The following is a 16,365-nucleotide window of genomic DNA, read 5'->3' as shown; positions in this document are numbered from 1 at the left end:
TGTTCGCGCGTCCCGACGACCTGACCGCCATGGGCCTGGCCCTGACCGAGGCGGCGGGCTGCGCCGTGACCGGGGACGTGCCGGTCGGCGCGGTGGTGCTCGGCCCGGACGGGGCCGTCGTCGGCGCGGGTCGCAACCGGCGGGAGGCCGACGCCGATCCCACCGCGCATGCCGAGGTGCTCGCGCTGCGGGCCGCCTCGGTGGCGCTCGGCCGGTGGCGGCTGGACGACTGCACGCTGGTCGTCACCCTGGAACCATGCCTGATGTGCGCGGGCGCGACCGTGCTCGCCCGGATCCCCCGGCTGGTGCTGGGCGCGTGGGACCCCAAGGCGGGCGCCTGCGGCTCGCAGTGGGACGTGGTGCGCGACTCGCGGCTCAACCACCGGGTCGAGGTGGTCGGCGGCGTGCGCGAGGACGAGTGCGCGACCGTGCTGCGGGAGTTCTTCGCCCAGCACCGGGGCTGAGGGCGCGCGGCTCCGGCTACAGCCGCTCGGCCAGCGCGGTCAGCGTCTCGGTGGTGCCCGCGTCCAGGGTCAGCGTCGCCAGCGGGTCGCCCCGGGTGGCGCCGCGGTTCACGATCACGATCGGCATGCCCGCCGCCGACGCGTGCCGCACGAACCGCAGCCCCGACTGCACGGTCAGCGACGATCCCGCCACCAGCAGTGCCTCCGCCTCGTCCACCAGCGCGTACGCCTCGGCGACGCGGGGCGCGGGCACCGTCTCGCCGAAGTAGACGATCTCCGGCTTGAGCATCCCGCCGCACGGGCCGTCGCCGCCGTCCGGGTCCGGCTGCCAGCAGTCCGCCACCACGAAGTGCGACGTCTGCTCGATCACCGCGTCCGCGTCCGGCGCGATCTCCACGTCGCCCACCGCCCCGACGGACTCGACGAAGCCGGGGTTCAGCGCCTCCAGCCGGTCGGCGAGCTCCTGCCGGGACACCACCACGCCGCAGCGCAGGCAGATCACCCGGTCGTACCGCCCGTGCAGGTCGATCACCCGGCGCGAGCCCGCCTGCTCGTGCAGCAGGTCCACGTTCTGCGTGATCAGCCCGACCACCACACCGTGCGCCTCCAGCGACGCCAGCGCCCGGTGCCCCGCGTTCGGCTCCGTGCGGTGCACGTACCGCCAGCCCACGTGGTTGCGCGCCCAGTAGTGCCGGCGGAACGCCTCGTCGCCCACGAACTGCTGGTAGGTCATCGGCGTGCGCGGCGGCGAGTCCGGCCCCCGGTAGTCCGGGATCCCCGAGTCCGTCGACAGCCCCGCGCCGGTCAGCACCGCCACCCGCCGGCCGCGCAGCAGGTCCACCACCTCGTCCAGGGTGCCGGGGTTCGGGCGGATCGGGGAGGGGGTGCGGGGCAGGGCGGTCACCTGGCCACGGTACGTCCGGCTCGGCGTGCGAGGTGGGGTGGGTACGCGCAGGGCGTAGCCGCCGTTCGCCGGTGGGCGGGTCGGATGGGCCGCTAGCCTGCGGGAGTGCTGTTGATCAGGTGGTCGCGTCTGCTCGTGCGGGGTCTGCCCCTGGCGCTGTTCTTCACCCTCGGGATGGTCGGACCGCTGCCGATCGTGCTGGCCTTCGTGCAGCCGGGCTACGAGGTCGCCGGCATGCTCGTCGCGCTGGTCCCGGCGGCGGTGCTCGTGCGCTCGGTCGGTGCGGTCCGGGCCGCGACCACCCGACTGGTCGAGCGGCTGGTCGCACCGACGGACGATGCGGTGCTCGCGGTGCACCGCGAGGCGCAGCGGGCCGGGGTCCGGATGCCGACGATCGTCGTCGCCCGTGCCGAGCTGTCCCGGCCCTTGGCGTTGCGCGGGCTGCGGTGGTCCTTCGTGCTGGCCGCGCCGCGACACCTCGCCGACCCCGGGGCGCTGGTCGATGCGGTGCAGCACGACCGGCGGTGGGGCGACGACCTGATCTCGGTCTGGCTGCCCACCGTCGCCGCGATGCACGCCGCGTGGGGCTCGACGCTGCGCTACTGCACCACGGCGGTCCGACGGGGTCCGATGTCGGCGCGTGACCGGATGGTGCTGTTCCCGTCCGTGGTTTTCACACCGGTGGTCGTGGTGTGGTGGGCGCTGTCCTGGGTGGCCGTGCAGGTCGCCGTGCTCGTCACCCCACGCCGTCTGGTCGACGGCTGCCTGGAGTTGCTCGGCACCACGCGCTGGGTGCAGCCGAGGCCGACCGAGGACCTGGTCGAGCTCGGGACCGGGCCGCGGGTCGGGCAGCGGGTGGTCTTCGGGCGCACCGCGGTGAGCACCGCCGACGAACCTCCGGTGCTGCGGACCTGGTGGCGCACGCCCCGGGCGCTCGCCGGCGTCCAGTACGACGCACTGTTGGACGGCCTCGCCAGCACGCTGGTGGGCGTGCTCCTGGTCGGCCTGGCGACCTTCTCGGGCTTCGGGCAGCTCGCCGCGCAGCGCGTCGTCTGGCCCTGGGAGGAGCCGGCGCAGCGGGCGACGGTGACGTCGGTCGAGGTCGTGGACGAGGGCGGGGCGCTCGACCGGATCGGTCTCGAGGTCGGTGTCGCCATGATCCCGACCGTCCGGCTGGACGACGGTCGGGAGATCACCCTGCCCGAGGGGCGGAACCGGCTGGAGCCGGGGGAGCAGATCGTCGTCGTGCCGCACCCCGACGGATCCCGCGCACGTTCCACGACCCAGGACGCCACGCCCGCGATCTCCGTGATGGGCCTGCTCTGGGTCGGGGCCGCGATCGGGATGCTGCGGGTCTCGAACGGGCTGATCGGCCTCGGCCTGCAGCGGCGGCTGGCCCAGATCGACCACGAGCAGCGGGTGCTCACCGGTCGGCGGCACCGTCGTCGCGCGCCGAAGGACTTCCTCGGTCTGGACGCGTTCCGGACCGAAGGCCCCTGACCGGCCGATCAGGGCCGGGCGTCGCCCCCGGGAGGACCGTCCGTCGCACGGAGCCGGGCCAGCGTCGCGCGGATCTGGTCCGCCGCCTCCTGCGTGCGTCGGAAAGCGCTGGCGGCGCTCCGCGGATCGATCGGGTCGCCGTCCAGCACGGCCCGGTCGACCTCGTCGCTCAGCCGTGACATGCGTTCGAGCGCGGTGTCCATCACCCGCCGGGCCTCCGGCGACTCGTCCGCGCCGGTCATGATCGCGGCCAGCGACGTGCGGCGTGCGTCGATCCGCTGCTGGAGCACCTGCCAGTCGGCACCGAGCTCACCGCGTCTCGCGGCGGTCGCCCGACGTCGCTCCTCGTCCTCGCGCTCGCGGCCCATCGCCAGTCGTTCCGCCTCGATCTCTGCGGTCGCGGCCTGAGCGGACGCGGTGGCCTCGCGGATCTCGGCCAGCAGCGCGCGGATCTCCGGCGCGGGCATCAGGACACCCCGAAGGCGGTCGAGGCGGCCCGGTCTCCGGCATCCACCGTGCGCAGGTTGTTCACCGTCGTCACCGACTTCATCATCAACGTGATCGCGTAGGCCATCCGGTCGATGGCGATCACCACCTCACGGAAGTTCTCGATCGCGTCCAGCACCTTCTGGATCAGCCGGTAGCCGCGCTCGAACTTGACCAGCAGCATCGACCCGCTGATCGCCCCGTCGATCGCCCCCACCACCCAGCCGGCGATCGGGATGGACGCCTCGACCAGAGCCCGGGTCAGGTAGTCGCCGAGGAACCCGAGGATCCCCGCGATGCTCTCCGCCGTGGCCTTGCACAGGTCGAGCAGCGCCGAGGTCACCTCGCCCATCGAGCTGCACCCGTCGGCGTAGTCCGTGAAGGTGTCCCCGATCTCCCGGGCACGGGCGGCGAACGCCTCGGCAGCCTCGCCGGTCCAGCCGGCGAGGACGTCCTGCGCTGTCGCGCCGAAGTTCGCGCCCACCGCGGCGCTGGCGTCGGCGGCGTGGTGCCAGGCCTGCGCGCCCTTCTCCAGCCCGGTCCAGTCGCCCGCCAGGGGCTCGACCAGCTCGGCGATGGCCGACCGGTGGATGACCTGCTCGAGCAGCCAGTCCAGGCCGCCGAGCAGCGGTCCGGCTTTCCAACGGAGCGACTCCGCGAAGTTCTCTGCGGCACCGGTCGGGGCGACCAGGGACGCCTGCGGGTCGTAGACCTCGGAGATCGTCATGGGGTCACCGAGCCCATGCGTAGGACTCGGTGTTGTCCTCGCCGCGGCCGACGCCGGTCACCGCGTCCAGCCGGGTGGTGGCTGCCTGCGTCCCCTCGATGGCGTTCCAGGCGCTGCGCACCTGGGTCACGGTGGAGTACACCAGGGTGCCGCTCTGCACCGCGCGGACCGTGGTGCTCGGCGTCGTGACGTCGCCGCCGTTCGTCGTGCGGGAGCCGGTCTGGTGACCGTGCTCGTACGCCGACTCGTAGGCGTTCTTCCGGTTGGCCACGTACCGCTCGTGGAGCGTCTCGGTCGCCATCGGGGTGCCGAACTTCCGGTCGACGAAGTCCCAGACCTTCTCGATGCCGGGCTTCATCAGCAGCTGGTCGGCGGGGTAGCGGAGCGCGAAGCTGCTCAGCACGGTCGACGGGGGCTTGTTGATCCAGTTCGCGCTCCTGGACGCCAGGGTCCGGGAGCCGTCGACGACCGGGCGCGCGTCGCCCGGGGTGAGCCGCGACCACGGCGATACACCCGGGTCCAGCTCCCAGCCCGCGCCGGTGCCGGTCGCTCCTGCGCCGAGCCGAGGTGCGGTCGGCTCGGAGAACGCCGGCAGGTCGATCCCCAGGTCCGCACCGTTGCGCCGCAGCCGGTCCACGGCGGCGCGATCGGCGTCCAGGTAGGCGGTGCGGGTCTCGGCGGCGCGGTCGGCGACGGCGTCGCTGATCGTCACACCCTGGGTGAAGCCCTGGATCGCGGCATTCCGGCCCTCGTCGTACTTCGGCTTGAGGCACAGCATCACGAGCCCGCCGACGTCGTTCAGCGTGGTGTGGGCGTCGAGGTAGTCACGGATCGCTCGCAGGTGGTCGGCCTGCCGTTCGGCGAGCTGGCGCACCAGGTCCAGCGTGCCCGTGTCGACCTCGAAACCCGATGCCATCAGCCCTCGTTCCCCTGCCGTCCCCCTGCGCTGCTGCTTGCTGGGAGTCACCCTAGTGAAGCCTGGGCGCCTCGTGGAGCGCAGACGCCTGATCGGGGGACGGCCGGGGCGTCCGGAGCACGCCGCCCCATCCGGTAGAGTCTGACGCCGAGGTAGCGTGTCCGAGCGGCCTAAGGAGCACGCCTCGAAAGCGTGTGTGGGTGAAAGTCCACCGTGGGTTCAAATCCCACCGCTACCGCGTGTGCGAGACCCCCGTCGGTGATCCGGCGGGGGTCTCGTCGTCTTCCAGGGCAGGGCCGAGGCGCGGCGAGGTGGTCCGACGGCGACGGCGGTGCCCGACTACCCCGCCCCCCGCGCCCGGGATACCCTCCTGCGGTGACGTCACCGGGGGATCAGTTGCACCCGGAGGACTCCCGTCAGGCCGGACGCCCCCGGGCGCAGGACGTCGAGGAGCGGGCTCTGCGAGCCACGCTGGAGGAGTTCGGCGAGAAGGGCTGGACGGGTCTGACGATCGCCGGGGTCGCGTCGCGTGCCCGGATCGGGAAGTCGTCGATCTACCTGCGCTGGTCCGACAAGGCGGCGCTGCTCGCGGACGCGCTGCGCGGGGTGCAGGCGGGGTCGCTGTTCCCGGACGTCGCGCCTCCCGCGGGGGAGGGCCCTGACCCGGACCCGGGCGAGGACGCAGATGCGGACGCGACCGTGCCGGGTGACGCCGCCGGGAGCACGGCCAGCACCGCGCTGTCGCTGCGCGACTTCCTCGTCCAGCACGCCCGTCGCCGTGCGGACCTCTACCTCGGTCCCGACGGGCTGGCGATGCTCCGGCTGTACGTCGAGGCGCGGGCGTTCCCGGAGCCGCTGGCGGAGGTGCGGCACGAGGCGATCACCCGGTTCGTGCTGAGCGAGCGGCACCGGGTGGAGCGGGCGGTGGAGCGCGGCGAGCTGCCCTCGGGGGCGTCGGCGGTGCACCTGCTGGACGCGATCGAGGGATCGGTGCTGATGCACGTGCTGGTGACGCCCCCGCACCTGATCGACCGGGTGCGGCGCACGCTGCCGGAGTACATCGAGCGGATGGTCGACCAGCAGCTGGCGGCGGCGACCCGACCGGGGGCCTGAGCGCGTCCTGCCGGGGGCGGGGACGACGCAGGCGCCCGATGCACAGGGCACCGGACGCCTGCGACCAGGACGGGTCTCAGCCCTCCCGGAACTGCACCCCGAAACCGCCGCGCGGGTAGCGCCAGGTCAGCGCGCCCGGAGACGCGACCGCCAGGCAGGTGCCGCACTCCAGGCAGGCGGCGTGCTCGACGTCGATCTGCCCGTCGCGCTCGGAGTACACCCCGGCGGGGCACACGGCGATGATCCGCGCACCGGTGCCGGTGGTGCGGCAGAGCTCCTGGTCGACGACGATGTGGGACTCCTCCTCGTCGACCTCGTACCTGTTCGCCCCGAGCCGCTCGGGGACCGATGGTGCCTTCACAGTGCGCGCACCCCCGCCCATCCGTCGCTGAGCACCTGCCGGATCCCGAGCCCGGACCGCCCGAGGGCCGTCCGCGCGACCGCCGCGAGGTGCTTGCGCGGCGTGGTGTCGAGACTGAACACGTCGTGGAACAGGTCGGCGGCGAGCTCGCCGTACGCCCCGTACATGCGGGGGCGCTCGAGGAACTTCGGTGCCCGCGCGTAGGTGCGCAGGTCCTGCCCGACGAAGCCCTCGTCGATCCGCCGTCGGTAGCCGGCGAGGCCGGTCGCGGTGACGTCGCCGGCGGCGACGGCCTCCACGATCGCGTCGCCGGCGGCGATCCCCGAGCCGATGGCGAGGTCCATGCCCCGCACCGTGAGCCCGGAGTTGATCGTCAGCCCGGCGGCGTCACCGACGACGACCAGGCCGTCGGTGGCGAGGGTGCCGAGCATGGCGAGCCCGCCCTCGGCGACGAGGTGCGAGCCGTACTCGACGATCTCCCCGTCCCGGAGCAGCGGCGCGAGGCCGGGGTGCTCCAGCAGGTGGTCGAAGATCCCGGTGGCGGTGTACCCGGAGGCGACGAGGTCGTCCAGCCGGAGCACGACGCCGACGGACAGCGAGTCGGTGTTGGTGTAGAGGAACGCCCCGCCGCCGACGCCGCGGGTGCAGTCCCCGACCAGTGCGTGCGCGGCCCCCTGGTCGCCGGTGAGGCCGAACCGGTCCTCGATGACGCCGCGGGGCAGCCGCACGACCGCCTTCACGCCGACGGCGAGGTGGTTCAGCGGCTCGGCGGGCCGCAGACCCGCCTCGCGCGCCAGGAAGGAGTTGACCCCGTCTGCGGCGACGACCACGCGGGCGCGCAGCTCGTCCTCGCCGGCGCGGACGCCGACCACCCGGATCCCGCCGGGCGCCGACGGTGCCGGCTCGGTGAGCAGGGCGTCGACGCGGACGCCGGGCATCAGGTACGCGCCGGCCTCCTCGGCGCGCTCCGCGAGCCACGGGTCGAACTTGGCCCGCAGCACCGTGACCGCGTTCACCGGCCCCTCCGGCGCGGCGAGCCGCTGCGAGGTGTAGTCGAGCGACACCGCCGAGTCGGGGGTGAGGAAGGTGGTGACGTGCCGGGTGATCCGGCGCTCGACGGGGGCCTGGTCGGCGAACCCCGGGAAGACCTGGTCGAGGACGCGCCCGTACAGGACGCCGCCGGACAGGTTCTTCGTGCCCGGCGCCTCGCCGCGCTCGATCAGCGCGACCGAGAGCCCGGCGCTCGCGAGGCGGTGGGCGGTGACGGAGCCCGCGGGCCCGGCACCGACCACCACGACGTCGAAATCCGGCTCGGAGGGTTCGGCGGACATCGGGATCAGGCCTCCAGCGCCGCGGCCAGGGCCGGCAGCACCTCGTACAGGTCACCGACGACGCCGAGGTCGCACTGCGCGAAGATCGGCGCGTCGGCGTCGGAGTTGATCGCCACGACCACCTTGGCGCCGGCGACGCCGACCATGTGCTGCACCTGGCCGGAGATCCCGGCGGCGACGTACAGGTCCGGGGCGACGTGCTGGCCGGAGATGCCGATGTAGCGGTCCTTGGTCAGCCAGTCGTGGCCCTCGGCCAGCGGCCGGGAGCAGGCGACCTCGCCGCCGAGCGCCGCGGCGAGACGCTCGACCAGGGCCAGGTCCTCGCGGGCCTTGAGGCCGCGACCGATGCCGACGACGACCCGGGCGCCGCCCAGGTCGACCGACTCGCGGCCGGAGGGCCGCTCCTCGCGGACCCGCACGGCGGCGGAGGGCTCGGCCGGGGCCTCGGTGACGGCCACCGGGGCCGCGACCGTGGCCTGGCCGCCGGCCGGGACGGTGACGACCGCCGGGCCGCCGGTGACGCGCTCGGTGCGGGACGCGATCCCGCCGTGCACGTCACGGCCGACGACCACGGCATCCGCCTCGAGGGCGACCGACGTGGCGCCGGCCAGCACGGGGGCGCCGCACCGGGCGGCGACCGCGCCGGCGAGGGCCCGTCCACCGTCCCGGGTGGCCGCGACGACCAGCCGGGGTGCTGCCGCGGCGACGATCTCCGCGACCGGGGCGGCCCAGGCCTCGACGGGGACGTCGGCCGCGGGCTCGCCGAGCCAGCGGACCTCGTCCACGCCGGAGGTGGCGACCTGCTCCGCGACGGCCCGCGGACCGACGACGACGGCGGTGACCGTCCCCTCGCCGGCGGCGGCCCGGGCGAGGGCGACCGGCCCCGCGACGGCGGCGTCGCCGTCCACCAGCACCAGGGTGCTCTCGTTCATGTTCGTGCTCCTTCTCAACGCTGGCGGGTGACGGCGCCGGCGGCGCGCAGGGCGTCGACCAGCTCGGCGGCGGCCGCGGTGGGGTCGGCGGTGGTGATGACGTGCCGGCCGCGGGCGCTCGGCGCGGGGCGGGCGGTGCCGACGACCTCGGAGGTGACGACCGTGGCGGGGACGCCGAGGTCGGCGAGCGCGAGGACGTCGGTCGGCTTCTTGGCGGCGCCGAGGATGTCCTTCATGCCCGGGACGCGCGGGACCGCGGCGTCGGCGGTGACCGCGAGGACCGCGGGACCGGTGACGTCCAGCACCTGCACGCCGTGGTCGGTGGTGCGCTCGACCACGAGGCCCGCGCCGCCGGCCTGCACGTCGGCGACGCCGGCGATGCCGGGCCAGCCGAGGTGCCCGGCCAGGGTGAGCGGGACCTGGCGGTCGCCGTTGTCCACGGACTCCGGCCCGGCGAGGACCAGGTCGACGTCGCCGAGGCTGCGCACCGCGGCGGCCAGGACCGCAGCGGTGCCGGTGGAGCCCAGGCCGGCCAGCGCGTCGTCGGCGACGAGCACGAGCCGGTCCGCGCCGCGCGACAGCGCGGACTTGCGGGCGAGCGGGCTGTCGGACGCGGCGGCGCCGACGGACAGGGCGACGACCTCGCCGCCGGTGGCGTCCGCGAGCCGCCGGGCGACCTCGAAGGCCACCGGGTCGTGCTCGCTGACGGCGCCCTTGGCACGGCTCCAGTCGACGGTGCCGTCGGGGCGGACCTCGGCGTCCTGGGGGTTCGGCGCCCACTTGTAGGCGACCACGATCTTCATGGGGGTACTCCTCCGGCTGGGGATGCTGACGGGTGCGGGGCGCGGGGCGCTCAGCTGTGGTCCTTGACGATCTGCCGGCCGGCGATGTGCACCATGATCTCGTCGGTGCCGCCGCCGAACCGGTGGCCGCGGATGTCCCGCCACAGCCGCGAGACCCGGGTGCCGACCGTCACGCCGACGCCGCCGAAGATCTGCATGGCCTCGTCGGCGACCTCGAAGGCGGCCATCGCGGAGTACCGCTTGCACAGCGCGCCCTGGCTCTTGAGCGGCACGCCCTGGTCGAGCATCCAGGCGGTCCGCAGCACGAAGTTGCGCATGTTCTCGACCTTGATCGCCATGTCGGTGAGCTTCTGCTGGATCAGCTGGAACTGGCCGATCGGCTTGCCGAACTGCACGCGCTGCGCGGCATAGGTGGCGGCGTCCTCGTAGGCGCACTCGGCCAGGCCCCAGCACTGGGAGGCGATGACGAGGCGCTCCATCTCGAAGTTGCGCATGAGCTGCTTGAAGCCGGCGCCCTTGACGCCGACCAGGCAGGACTCCGGCAGCGTGACGTCATCCAGGAAGATCTCGCAGGAGTCCGAGATGTGCCAGACGATCTTCTCCAGGCGGTTCGTGGTCACGCCCGGCGCGTCCATCGGGACCAGGTACATCGAGATCGCCTCGCGCGGGTTCTCCACCGCGGGGTCCTTCGCCATCAGCAGCAGGTACCGGGACTGCAGGGCGTTGGTGATCAGCGTCTTGGTGCCGTTGAAGGTCACCTGGCCGTCGTGGTGCACCGCGGTGCAGGCCATCGCCGCGTTGTCGGAGCCGGCGCCCGGCTCGGTGAAGCCGAGGGCGAAGGGCACGTCGCCGGAGGCCAGCAGGCCGAGGATCTCCTGCTTCTGCTCCTCGGAGCCGAACTCGAGGATGTCCATCGCCTGGAGCAGCTCGAGGCCGTAGCCGTTGTTCAGGCCCTGCCGCGCCACCCGGGCGGCGAGCAGCACCAGGGTGGTCGCGTCGACCGGGGTGCCGCCGTACTCCTCGGGGAAGCCGAGGGAGGCGAAGCCGGCCTCGTGCAACGCCCGACGGAAGGTCGTCGGGGGCTGGTGGGTCGCGTCGAGCTCCGCGATGTACGACTCGGGGCACTCGCGAGCGAGCAGGTCGTCGAGGCTCGAGAGCAGGAGCTCCTGCTCGTCCGTCAGGCCGAAGTCCATGGTGCTGCACCCTCCAGGTGGTGGCGCCGGCGCGTCGTCGCGTCGGGGTCGGGGCGGGCTCAGGTGCCGCGCCTCACCCATCGTGAGGCGGGCGGCGGCGGCCGTCCGGGGACGATGGTCCCAATTACCGACTCTCAGAGTCCGAAATGCTCTGCACGTTGCCGATGACGACGAAGGAGTCTGCTCGTGGCCCAGATCATCACTGCCGAGGAAGCCGCCGCCCTGATCCCCGACGGTGCCACCGTCGCGCTGTCCGGCTTCGGTCTGTCCTGCGTGAACGAGGAGACGATGCGTGCCGTCGAGGCGCGCTTCCTCCAGACCGGCGCGCCGTCCGCGCTGCACGTCGTGCACGCCAGCGCGGTCGGGAACCGCCGGGACAAGGGCATGAGCCACTGGGGCCACCGCGGGCTGGTGAAGCGGTGGATGGGCGGCATCGCGATCGCCTCTCCGGCGTTCGCCCAGCTGATCTCCGAGGACGCCGTCGAGGCCTACAACCTGCCGCAGGGCGTCATCACCCAGCTCTACCGCGAGATCGCCGCGCACCGACCCGGGGTGATCACCAAGGTCGGGATCGGCACGTTCGTGGACCCGCGCGTCGAGGGTGCCCGGATGTCGCCGAGCGCCACCGAGGACTACGTGCAGGTGATCGAGCTCGCGGGCGAGGAGTGGCTGTTCTACCCCGCCTTCCCGATCCAGGTCGGCCTGATCCGCGGCACCGTCGCCGACACCCACGGCAACCTCACGCTGTCGAAGGAGGGCCTCAAGATGGAGGTGCTCCCGATCGCGCAGGCGGTGCGCAACTCCGGCGGCATCGTGATCGCGCAGGTCGAGCAGGTCGCCGAGGCCGGCTCCCTCGACCCGAACGACGTCAAGGTGCCGGGCCTCCTGGTGGACTACGTCGTGGTGTCCGAGCCGGAGAACCACTTCCAGACCGAGAACACCCACTACAACCCGTCGTTCTCGGGGCAGCTGCGGGCGCCGCTGGGCAGCGTGGAGTCGATCCCGCTCGGTGAGCGCAAGGTGATCGCCCGGCGCGCAGCCATGGAGCTGCGACGCGGCGCCGTGCTGAACCTGGGCGTCGGCATCCCCTGCGACGTCGGCACGGTCGCGGCCGAGGAAGGGGTCAGCGACCTGATCATCGGCACCACCGAGGCGGGCGCCGTCGGCGGCGTGCCGGCCGGGCTGAAGGACTTCGGTCACGCCTGGAACCCCGAGGCGCTGGTGGACCACCACGCCCAGTTCGACTTCTACGACGGCGGCGGTCTCGACGTCGCCGTGCTCGGCCTGGCGCAGACCGACGCGCACGGCAACGTCAACGTCTCCCGGTTCGGCTCGCGGGTCGCCGGCTGCGGCGGGTTCATCAACATCTCCCAGTCCGCCAAGACGCTGGTCTTCGCCGGCACGTTCACCGCCGGCGGCCTGCAGACCGAGATCGTGGACGGCGCGCTGCGGATCGTCACCGAGGGCCGCGCCCGCAAGTTCCTGGCCGATGTCGAGCAGATCACCTACGCCGGCTCCTTCGCCGCGCGCTCCGGGCAGCGCGTGCTCTACGTGACCGAGCGCGCCGTGCTGGAGCTGCGCGAGGGCCGGATGACCGTCGTCGAGATCGCCCCCGGCGTCGACCTGCAGCGTGACGTGCTGGACCAGATGGACTTCGTGCCCGACGTGGCCGAGGACCTGCGGACGATGCCCGTCGGGCTGTTCTCCGAGAAGTGGGGCGGGCTGGCCGAGCTGGTCGGCTGAGCACCGCCTCCTGCACCACCCGCACCACGGTTCTGCCCCCTGCTCCTCTCCCTCGCCGGAAAGGCACCACCGCCATGACCTCGACGACGTCGTCGACCCCGATCAACCGCTGGGCCGTGCTCTGGTCCTCGGTCGCCGTGCTGATGTGCACGGGCGCCATCTACGCGTTCTCCGTGCTCGCCGGGCCGCTGTCCGCCGCGCACGGCTGGACCATGCCCCAGGTGATGATGGCCTTCACCATCAACGCCGCCGTCGGGCCGATCCCGATGATCCTCGGCGGCATCCTCACCGACCGCGGCTGGACCCGCTGGCTCGTGCTCGTCGGCGGCCTGATGTTCGCCGCCGGCTTCGCGCTGACCGGCGTCGCGAGCTCGCTGACCGCGCTGTACCTGTCCTACGGCCTGCTCGCCGGGCTGGGCCAGGGCCTGGCGTACTCCGGCTGCCTGGGCAACACCATGAAGCTGTTCCCGGACCGCCGGGGCATGGCCGCCGGCCTGATCACCGGTGGCATGGGTGCCGCCTCGGTGATCGCCGCACCGCTGGGCAACGCGATCATCGCCGGCCCGGGCGTGCGCTCCGCGTTCGTGTGGATGGGCTGCGCCTACGCCGTCGTGATCGTGCTGGCCTCGTTCTTCCTGCGCGCCGCCCCCGTGGGCTACGTCCCCGCGGGCTGGACTCCGCCGGCCGGGCGCCCGCCGATCGCGGTGACCTGGCGCGGCACGCTGGCGACCCCGGCGTTCTGGATGATTTTCGTGATGATGGCCTTCGGGGCGTTCTCCGGTCTGATGATCGCGTCCAACGCCTCGCCGATCGGCCAGAGCATGTTCGGTCTCACGGCGGCCTCCGCCGCGGTGCTGGTGTCCGTGTACTCCGCCTGCAACGCGCTGGGCCGGGTGCTCTGGGGCGCGGTGTCCGACCGTCTGGGCTACACCACGGCGCTGACGATCATCTACGGCGTGGTCGCCCTGGCCCTGCTGGTGCTGGTGACGGTGTCCTCGACCGTCGGCTTCGCGATCGGGATCATCGGCCTCGGCCTGTGCTTCGGCGGGGTCATGGGCGTGTTCCCCGCCCTGACGATGACGAACTTCGGGCCGCGCTACCAGGGCATCAACTACGCCATGGTGTTCGTCGCGTACTCGGTCTCGGCGTTCTTCGCCCCCCGGCTCGCGTCGGGCATGGCGGCGGACGCGGACGGCGACTTCACCGTGCCGTTCGTCATCGCGATCGTGCTCGCGCTGGTCGGCGTCGGTCTCGCGACGGTGTTCCGTCGCGTGCAGCGTGCGCATCTCGACAGGCTCGCTGCTGCCGCCCCCGCCCCCGTGGCGGTCGCAGCACCCGCCCAGGCACGCTGAGCACATGACCGGCCGGCCCTCTTCCCGGGGCCGGTCGGTCGGTGCCCCTCGACCGCCGGAGCCACCGATGCAGCCGCCGTACCTCCCGGACCTGAGTGCCGCCGCCGTGCTCGCGCAGGCCGCGCGGCAGGACCCCGCCGCACCCAGCCTCGTCTACGGCGACACGGTGACCAGCGCCGCGACCCTCGTCGGACAGGTCGGGGCCCTCGCCGGCGCCCTCGCGTCAGCGGGGGTGCGGCCCGGTGACCGGGTGGTGCACCTCGGGCGCAACAGCACCGCCGTGCTGGTGGCCGTCCTGGCCTGCGGCCGGCTGCGCGCCGTCGCCGTGCCGCTCGGCTTCCGGGCCTCCGACGCGGAGATCGCGGCGCTGCTCGGCCGCACCGAGCCCGCCGTCGTCGTCGCCGAGCCCGGGCACGTGCGGGCCGTCGAGGCCTGGCGGCCGACAGCCCCCGGCGCAGCGCTGCTCGTCGAGCTGGACGACGACCGGCTCGCGGGGCCGCCGGTCGGGGCAGCGGGCTGGGTGGCCTGGTCGACCCTGCTCGCCGACGGCGCCCACGGTCCGGGGCTGCCGGCGTCGGCGCGGGCGTACCCCGACGACCCCGCGCTCATCCTGTTCACCTCCGGGTCCTCCGGCGTGCCCAAGGGGGTCGTGCTCAGCCACGCCAACCTGTGGTGGAGCGCGTCGGGCGCGAGCGCCGCTCTCGACACCGGGCGGGACGCCACGACCCTGGCCGTCGCGCCGCTGTCGCACATCGGCGGCCTCAACGGGCTGGCCCTGCCGACGTTGGCGGCCGGAGGCACCGTCGTGGTCCGGCGGGCCTTCGACCCGGACGCGGTGCTCGAGGACATCGAGCGACTGCGGATCACCTCGCTGTTCGGGGTGCCGGCGATGTATGCCGCGCTCGCCCGCTCGCCCAGGTTCACGCGGACCGACCTCAGCAGCCTGCGCACCGCGCTGGTGGCCGGGGCGCCGTCCGGGGAGCGGATGCTGCGCACGTACCTGGACCGTGGGGTGCCGCTCCAGCAGTCCTGGGGCATGACCGAGACCGCACCGGCCGGCACCTGCGTGCCGCGCGCCCAGGTCGCCGGACGCGGAGGCACCGTCGGGCACCCGCTCGCGCACGTCGCACTGCGCCTGGTCGACGTCGCCACCGGCGCGGACGTCACGGAGCCCGGCGAGCCGGGCGAGATCTGGGTGTCCGGACCGCAGGTCACCGCCGGCTACTGGCGCGACCCCGAGGCCACGGCCCTCGCGTTCCCCGAGCCCGGCTGGCTGCGCACCGGGGATGTCGCCGTGCGGTACGCCGACGGCTGCTACCAGGTGTGCGGGCGGATCGGCGACGTGATCAACACCGGTGGGGAGAAGGTGCACCCCGCGGAGGTCGAGGCCGCCGTCGACGGCTGCCCCGGTGTGGCGCAGTGCGCCGTGGTCGGTCTGCCCGACGAGACCTGGGGCGAGGTCGTCACCGCACTGGTCGTGCCCGCCGACGGCGCGGGGCCGACGCTCGAGGCCGTGCGGGCGCACGCCGCCCGGACGATCGGGCGGTACAAGCTGCCCCGACGACTGGTGCTGGTGCCGGCGATCCCGGCGACCCCGTCCGGGAAGGTCGACCGCGCCGCCGCCCGCCGGCTCGTGGGTCCCGCCGCCGACCGGCGCGAGATCAGTCGATCGTGACCACCCCGCGCTGCACCGCCCGCGCCAGCCGCCGCGGCACCTCGACCACGCGCCCGTCCGGCGTGCGCACCGGCACCAGGTCGACCGGCGTGGCCTTCCACCGCGAGCGCCGTGCGCGGGTGTTCGAGCGCGACATCTTCCGCTTGGGGACGGCCATCAGCCCTGCCTGCCCTTCCACCGCGGGTTCTTCTTGTTGATGACGAAGGTCGTGCCGTGGCGGCGCACGACGATCGACCCGTCCTTCTTCTTCAGGGACGCCAGGGAGGCGCGGACCTTCATCGGTTCTCCTCGGGGGTGGCTGCTTCGGCGAGGCCGTAGCGCCGGCGGAACTTCTCGACGCGGCCGGCGGTGTCGAGCACGCGGGACCTGCCGGTGTAGAACGGGTGCGAGGCCGAGGACACGTCGACGTCGATCACCGGGTAGGTGCGGCCGTCGGTCCACTCGATGGTCTTCTCCGACGTGACCGTGGATCGGGTCAGGAAGGCGAAGTCGGCGGAGATGTCGCGGAACACGACGGGGTGGTAGTCGGGGTGGATGCCCTGCTTCATGGTCGTTTCCTCACCAGCTCGACTTCGTGACACCGGGCAGCTCGCCGCGGTGGGCCATCTGACGCATCCGGACGCGGGACAGGCCGAACTTGCCGACGTAGCCACGGGGGCGGCCGTCGGCGACGTCGCGGTTGCGGACGCGGGTGGGGGAGGCGTCGCGGGGGAGCGCCTGGAGAGCGGTGCGGGCGGCGACGCGCTCGGCCTCGCTCACGTGCGGGTTCACCGCGGCGGCCTTGAGCTCGAGGCGGCGCTCGGCGTACCGGGCGACGACCTCCGTGCGCTGCTCGTTCTTGGCGATCGCGGACCTCTTGGCCATG

General features: G+C 73.7%; 19 protein-coding genes and 1 tRNA gene. 7 read left to right on the top strand and 13 right to left on the bottom strand.

Going from position 1 to position 16,365, the window contains the following annotated elements; all coding sequences use genetic code 11:
- Positions 1-29 precede the first annotated feature (29 nt).
- On the top strand, positions 30-464 hold the full coding sequence (locus ACZ5HG_RS18070) for a nucleoside deaminase (RefSeq protein ID WP_464182210.1): 435 nt from the start codon (positions 30-32) through the stop codon (positions 462-464).
- A gap of 16 nt (positions 465-480) precedes the next feature.
- On the opposite strand, the gene ACZ5HG_RS18065 is transcribed toward ACZ5HG_RS18070, so the two are convergent.
- Positions 481-1,368 carry a Sir2 family NAD-dependent protein deacetylase gene (locus ACZ5HG_RS18065; protein ID WP_464178919.1) on the bottom strand — a complete coding sequence of 296 codons (888 nt, stop codon included), beginning with the start codon at positions 1,366-1,368 and terminating at the stop codon, positions 481-483.
- Positions 1,369-1,503: 135 nt separating this feature from the next.
- Between ACZ5HG_RS18065 and ACZ5HG_RS18060 the strand changes: the two genes are divergently transcribed.
- Positions 1,504-2,868 (top strand): hypothetical protein, encoded by a 1,365-nt coding sequence (locus ACZ5HG_RS18060; RefSeq protein WP_464178917.1) that lies wholly within the window; start codon positions 1,504-1,506, stop codon positions 2,866-2,868.
- A gap of 8 nt (positions 2,869-2,876) precedes the next feature.
- Here the strand turns inward: ACZ5HG_RS18060 and ACZ5HG_RS18055 are convergent, their stop codons facing one another.
- Genes ACZ5HG_RS18055 through ACZ5HG_RS18045 form a run of 3 tightly spaced genes read right to left on the bottom strand, consistent with a single transcriptional unit; the run spans position 2,877 to position 4,997 of the window.
- Positions 2,877-3,335, bottom strand: coding sequence for a hypothetical protein (locus ACZ5HG_RS18055; protein WP_464178915.1), 459 nt, complete (start codon positions 3,333-3,335; stop codon positions 2,877-2,879).
- Positions 3,335-4,081 (bottom strand): hypothetical protein, encoded by a 747-nt coding sequence (locus tag ACZ5HG_RS18050; protein WP_464178913.1) that lies wholly within the window; start codon positions 4,079-4,081, stop codon positions 3,335-3,337. Before ACZ5HG_RS18050 ends, ACZ5HG_RS18055 begins: the two co-directional genes overlap by 1 nt.
- Before the next feature lie 4 nt (positions 4,082-4,085).
- Positions 4,086-4,997 (bottom strand): hypothetical protein, encoded by a 912-nt coding sequence (locus ACZ5HG_RS18045; RefSeq protein ID WP_464178911.1) that lies wholly within the window; start codon positions 4,995-4,997, stop codon positions 4,086-4,088.
- 151 nt (positions 4,998-5,148) lie between these two features.
- On the opposite strand from ACZ5HG_RS18045, the gene ACZ5HG_RS18040 reads away from it, so the two are divergent.
- Together ACZ5HG_RS18040 and ACZ5HG_RS18035 are read left to right on the top strand one after the other, a co-directional pair.
- Positions 5,149-5,235 (top strand) — tRNA-Ser (locus ACZ5HG_RS18040).
- Positions 5,236-5,372: 137 nt separating this feature from the next.
- Complete coding sequence (locus ACZ5HG_RS18035) at positions 5,373-6,110, top strand: TetR/AcrR family transcriptional regulator (RefSeq protein ID WP_464178909.1); 738 nt, start codon at positions 5,373-5,375, stop codon at positions 6,108-6,110.
- 76 nt (positions 6,111-6,186) lie between these two features.
- On the opposite strand, the gene ACZ5HG_RS18030 is transcribed toward ACZ5HG_RS18035, so the two are convergent.
- The 5 genes from ACZ5HG_RS18030 to ACZ5HG_RS18010 are packed head-to-tail and all read right to left on the bottom strand — an operon-like array spanning position 6,187 to position 10,730.
- Complete coding sequence (locus ACZ5HG_RS18030; protein ID WP_464178907.1) at positions 6,187-6,471, bottom strand: ferredoxin family protein; 285 nt, start codon at positions 6,469-6,471, stop codon at positions 6,187-6,189.
- The gene (locus ACZ5HG_RS18025; RefSeq protein ID WP_464178905.1) at positions 6,468-7,802 is read right to left on the bottom strand and encodes an FAD-dependent oxidoreductase; all 1,335 of its coding nucleotides are present in this window, start codon (positions 7,800-7,802) and stop codon (positions 6,468-6,470) included. Before ACZ5HG_RS18025 ends, ACZ5HG_RS18030 begins: the two co-directional genes overlap by 4 nt.
- Positions 7,803-7,807: 5 nt before the next feature.
- Positions 7,808-8,734 (bottom strand): electron transfer flavoprotein subunit alpha/FixB family protein, encoded by a 927-nt coding sequence (locus tag ACZ5HG_RS18020; RefSeq protein ID WP_464178903.1) that lies wholly within the window; start codon positions 8,732-8,734, stop codon positions 7,808-7,810.
- A 14-nt stretch (positions 8,735-8,748) separates the two neighbouring features.
- Positions 8,749-9,537 carry an electron transfer flavoprotein subunit beta/FixA family protein gene (locus ACZ5HG_RS18015; protein ID WP_464178901.1) on the bottom strand — a complete coding sequence of 263 codons (789 nt, stop codon included), beginning with the start codon at positions 9,535-9,537 and terminating at the stop codon, positions 8,749-8,751.
- Between the two features lie 50 nt (positions 9,538-9,587).
- Positions 9,588-10,730 (bottom strand): acyl-CoA dehydrogenase family protein, encoded by a 1,143-nt coding sequence (locus ACZ5HG_RS18010; RefSeq protein ID WP_464178899.1) that lies wholly within the window; start codon positions 10,728-10,730, stop codon positions 9,588-9,590.
- A 186-nt stretch (positions 10,731-10,916) separates the two neighbouring features.
- On the opposite strand from ACZ5HG_RS18010, the gene ACZ5HG_RS18005 reads away from it, so the two are divergent.
- The 3 genes from ACZ5HG_RS18005 to ACZ5HG_RS17995 all read left to right on the top strand — a co-directional run bounded on the left by ACZ5HG_RS18005 (position 10,917) and on the right by ACZ5HG_RS17995 (position 15,500).
- Positions 10,917-12,473 (top strand): acyl CoA:acetate/3-ketoacid CoA transferase, encoded by a 1,557-nt coding sequence (locus tag ACZ5HG_RS18005; RefSeq protein WP_464178897.1) that lies wholly within the window; start codon positions 10,917-10,919, stop codon positions 12,471-12,473.
- 74 nt (positions 12,474-12,547) lie between these two features.
- Positions 12,548-13,825, top strand: coding sequence for an L-lactate MFS transporter (locus ACZ5HG_RS18000; protein ID WP_464178895.1), 1,278 nt, complete (start codon positions 12,548-12,550; stop codon positions 13,823-13,825).
- A gap of 67 nt (positions 13,826-13,892) precedes the next feature.
- Entirely contained in the window at positions 13,893-15,500 is a 1,608-nt protein-coding gene (locus ACZ5HG_RS17995; protein WP_464178893.1) for an AMP-binding protein, read from the top strand.
- Here ACZ5HG_RS17995 and rpmF read toward each other — a convergent pair.
- Genes rpmF through rpsN form a run of 4 tightly spaced genes read right to left on the bottom strand, consistent with a single transcriptional unit; the run spans position 15,487 to position 16,364 of the window.
- A complete protein-coding gene (rpmF, locus tag ACZ5HG_RS17990) occupies positions 15,487-15,657 on the bottom strand; it encodes a 50S ribosomal protein L32 (protein ID WP_464182209.1) in 171 nt (56 codons plus the stop codon). The genes ACZ5HG_RS17995 and rpmF overlap by 14 nt on opposite strands.
- Positions 15,657-15,779 carry a ribosomal protein bL36 gene (locus ACZ5HG_RS17985; RefSeq protein WP_464178891.1) on the bottom strand — a complete coding sequence of 41 codons (123 nt, stop codon included), beginning with the start codon at positions 15,777-15,779 and terminating at the stop codon, positions 15,657-15,659. Before ACZ5HG_RS17985 ends, rpmF begins: the two co-directional genes overlap by 1 nt.
- Positions 15,776-16,048, bottom strand: coding sequence for a type B 50S ribosomal protein L31 (locus ACZ5HG_RS17980; protein WP_464178889.1), 273 nt, complete (start codon positions 16,046-16,048; stop codon positions 15,776-15,778). Before ACZ5HG_RS17980 ends, ACZ5HG_RS17985 begins: the two co-directional genes overlap by 4 nt.
- A 10-nt stretch (positions 16,049-16,058) precedes the next feature.
- Positions 16,059-16,364, bottom strand: a complete 306-nt coding sequence (gene rpsN, locus ACZ5HG_RS17975; protein ID WP_464178887.1) for a 30S ribosomal protein S14 — start codon at positions 16,362-16,364, stop codon at positions 16,059-16,061.
- Between the last annotated feature and the right edge of the window lies 1 nt (position 16,365).

This window comes from Cellulomonas sp. GTC20042, assembly GCF_055389595.1.
Note: the sequence above shows the minus strand (reverse complement) of the source record. Positions and strands in the feature narration are given on the sequence as shown.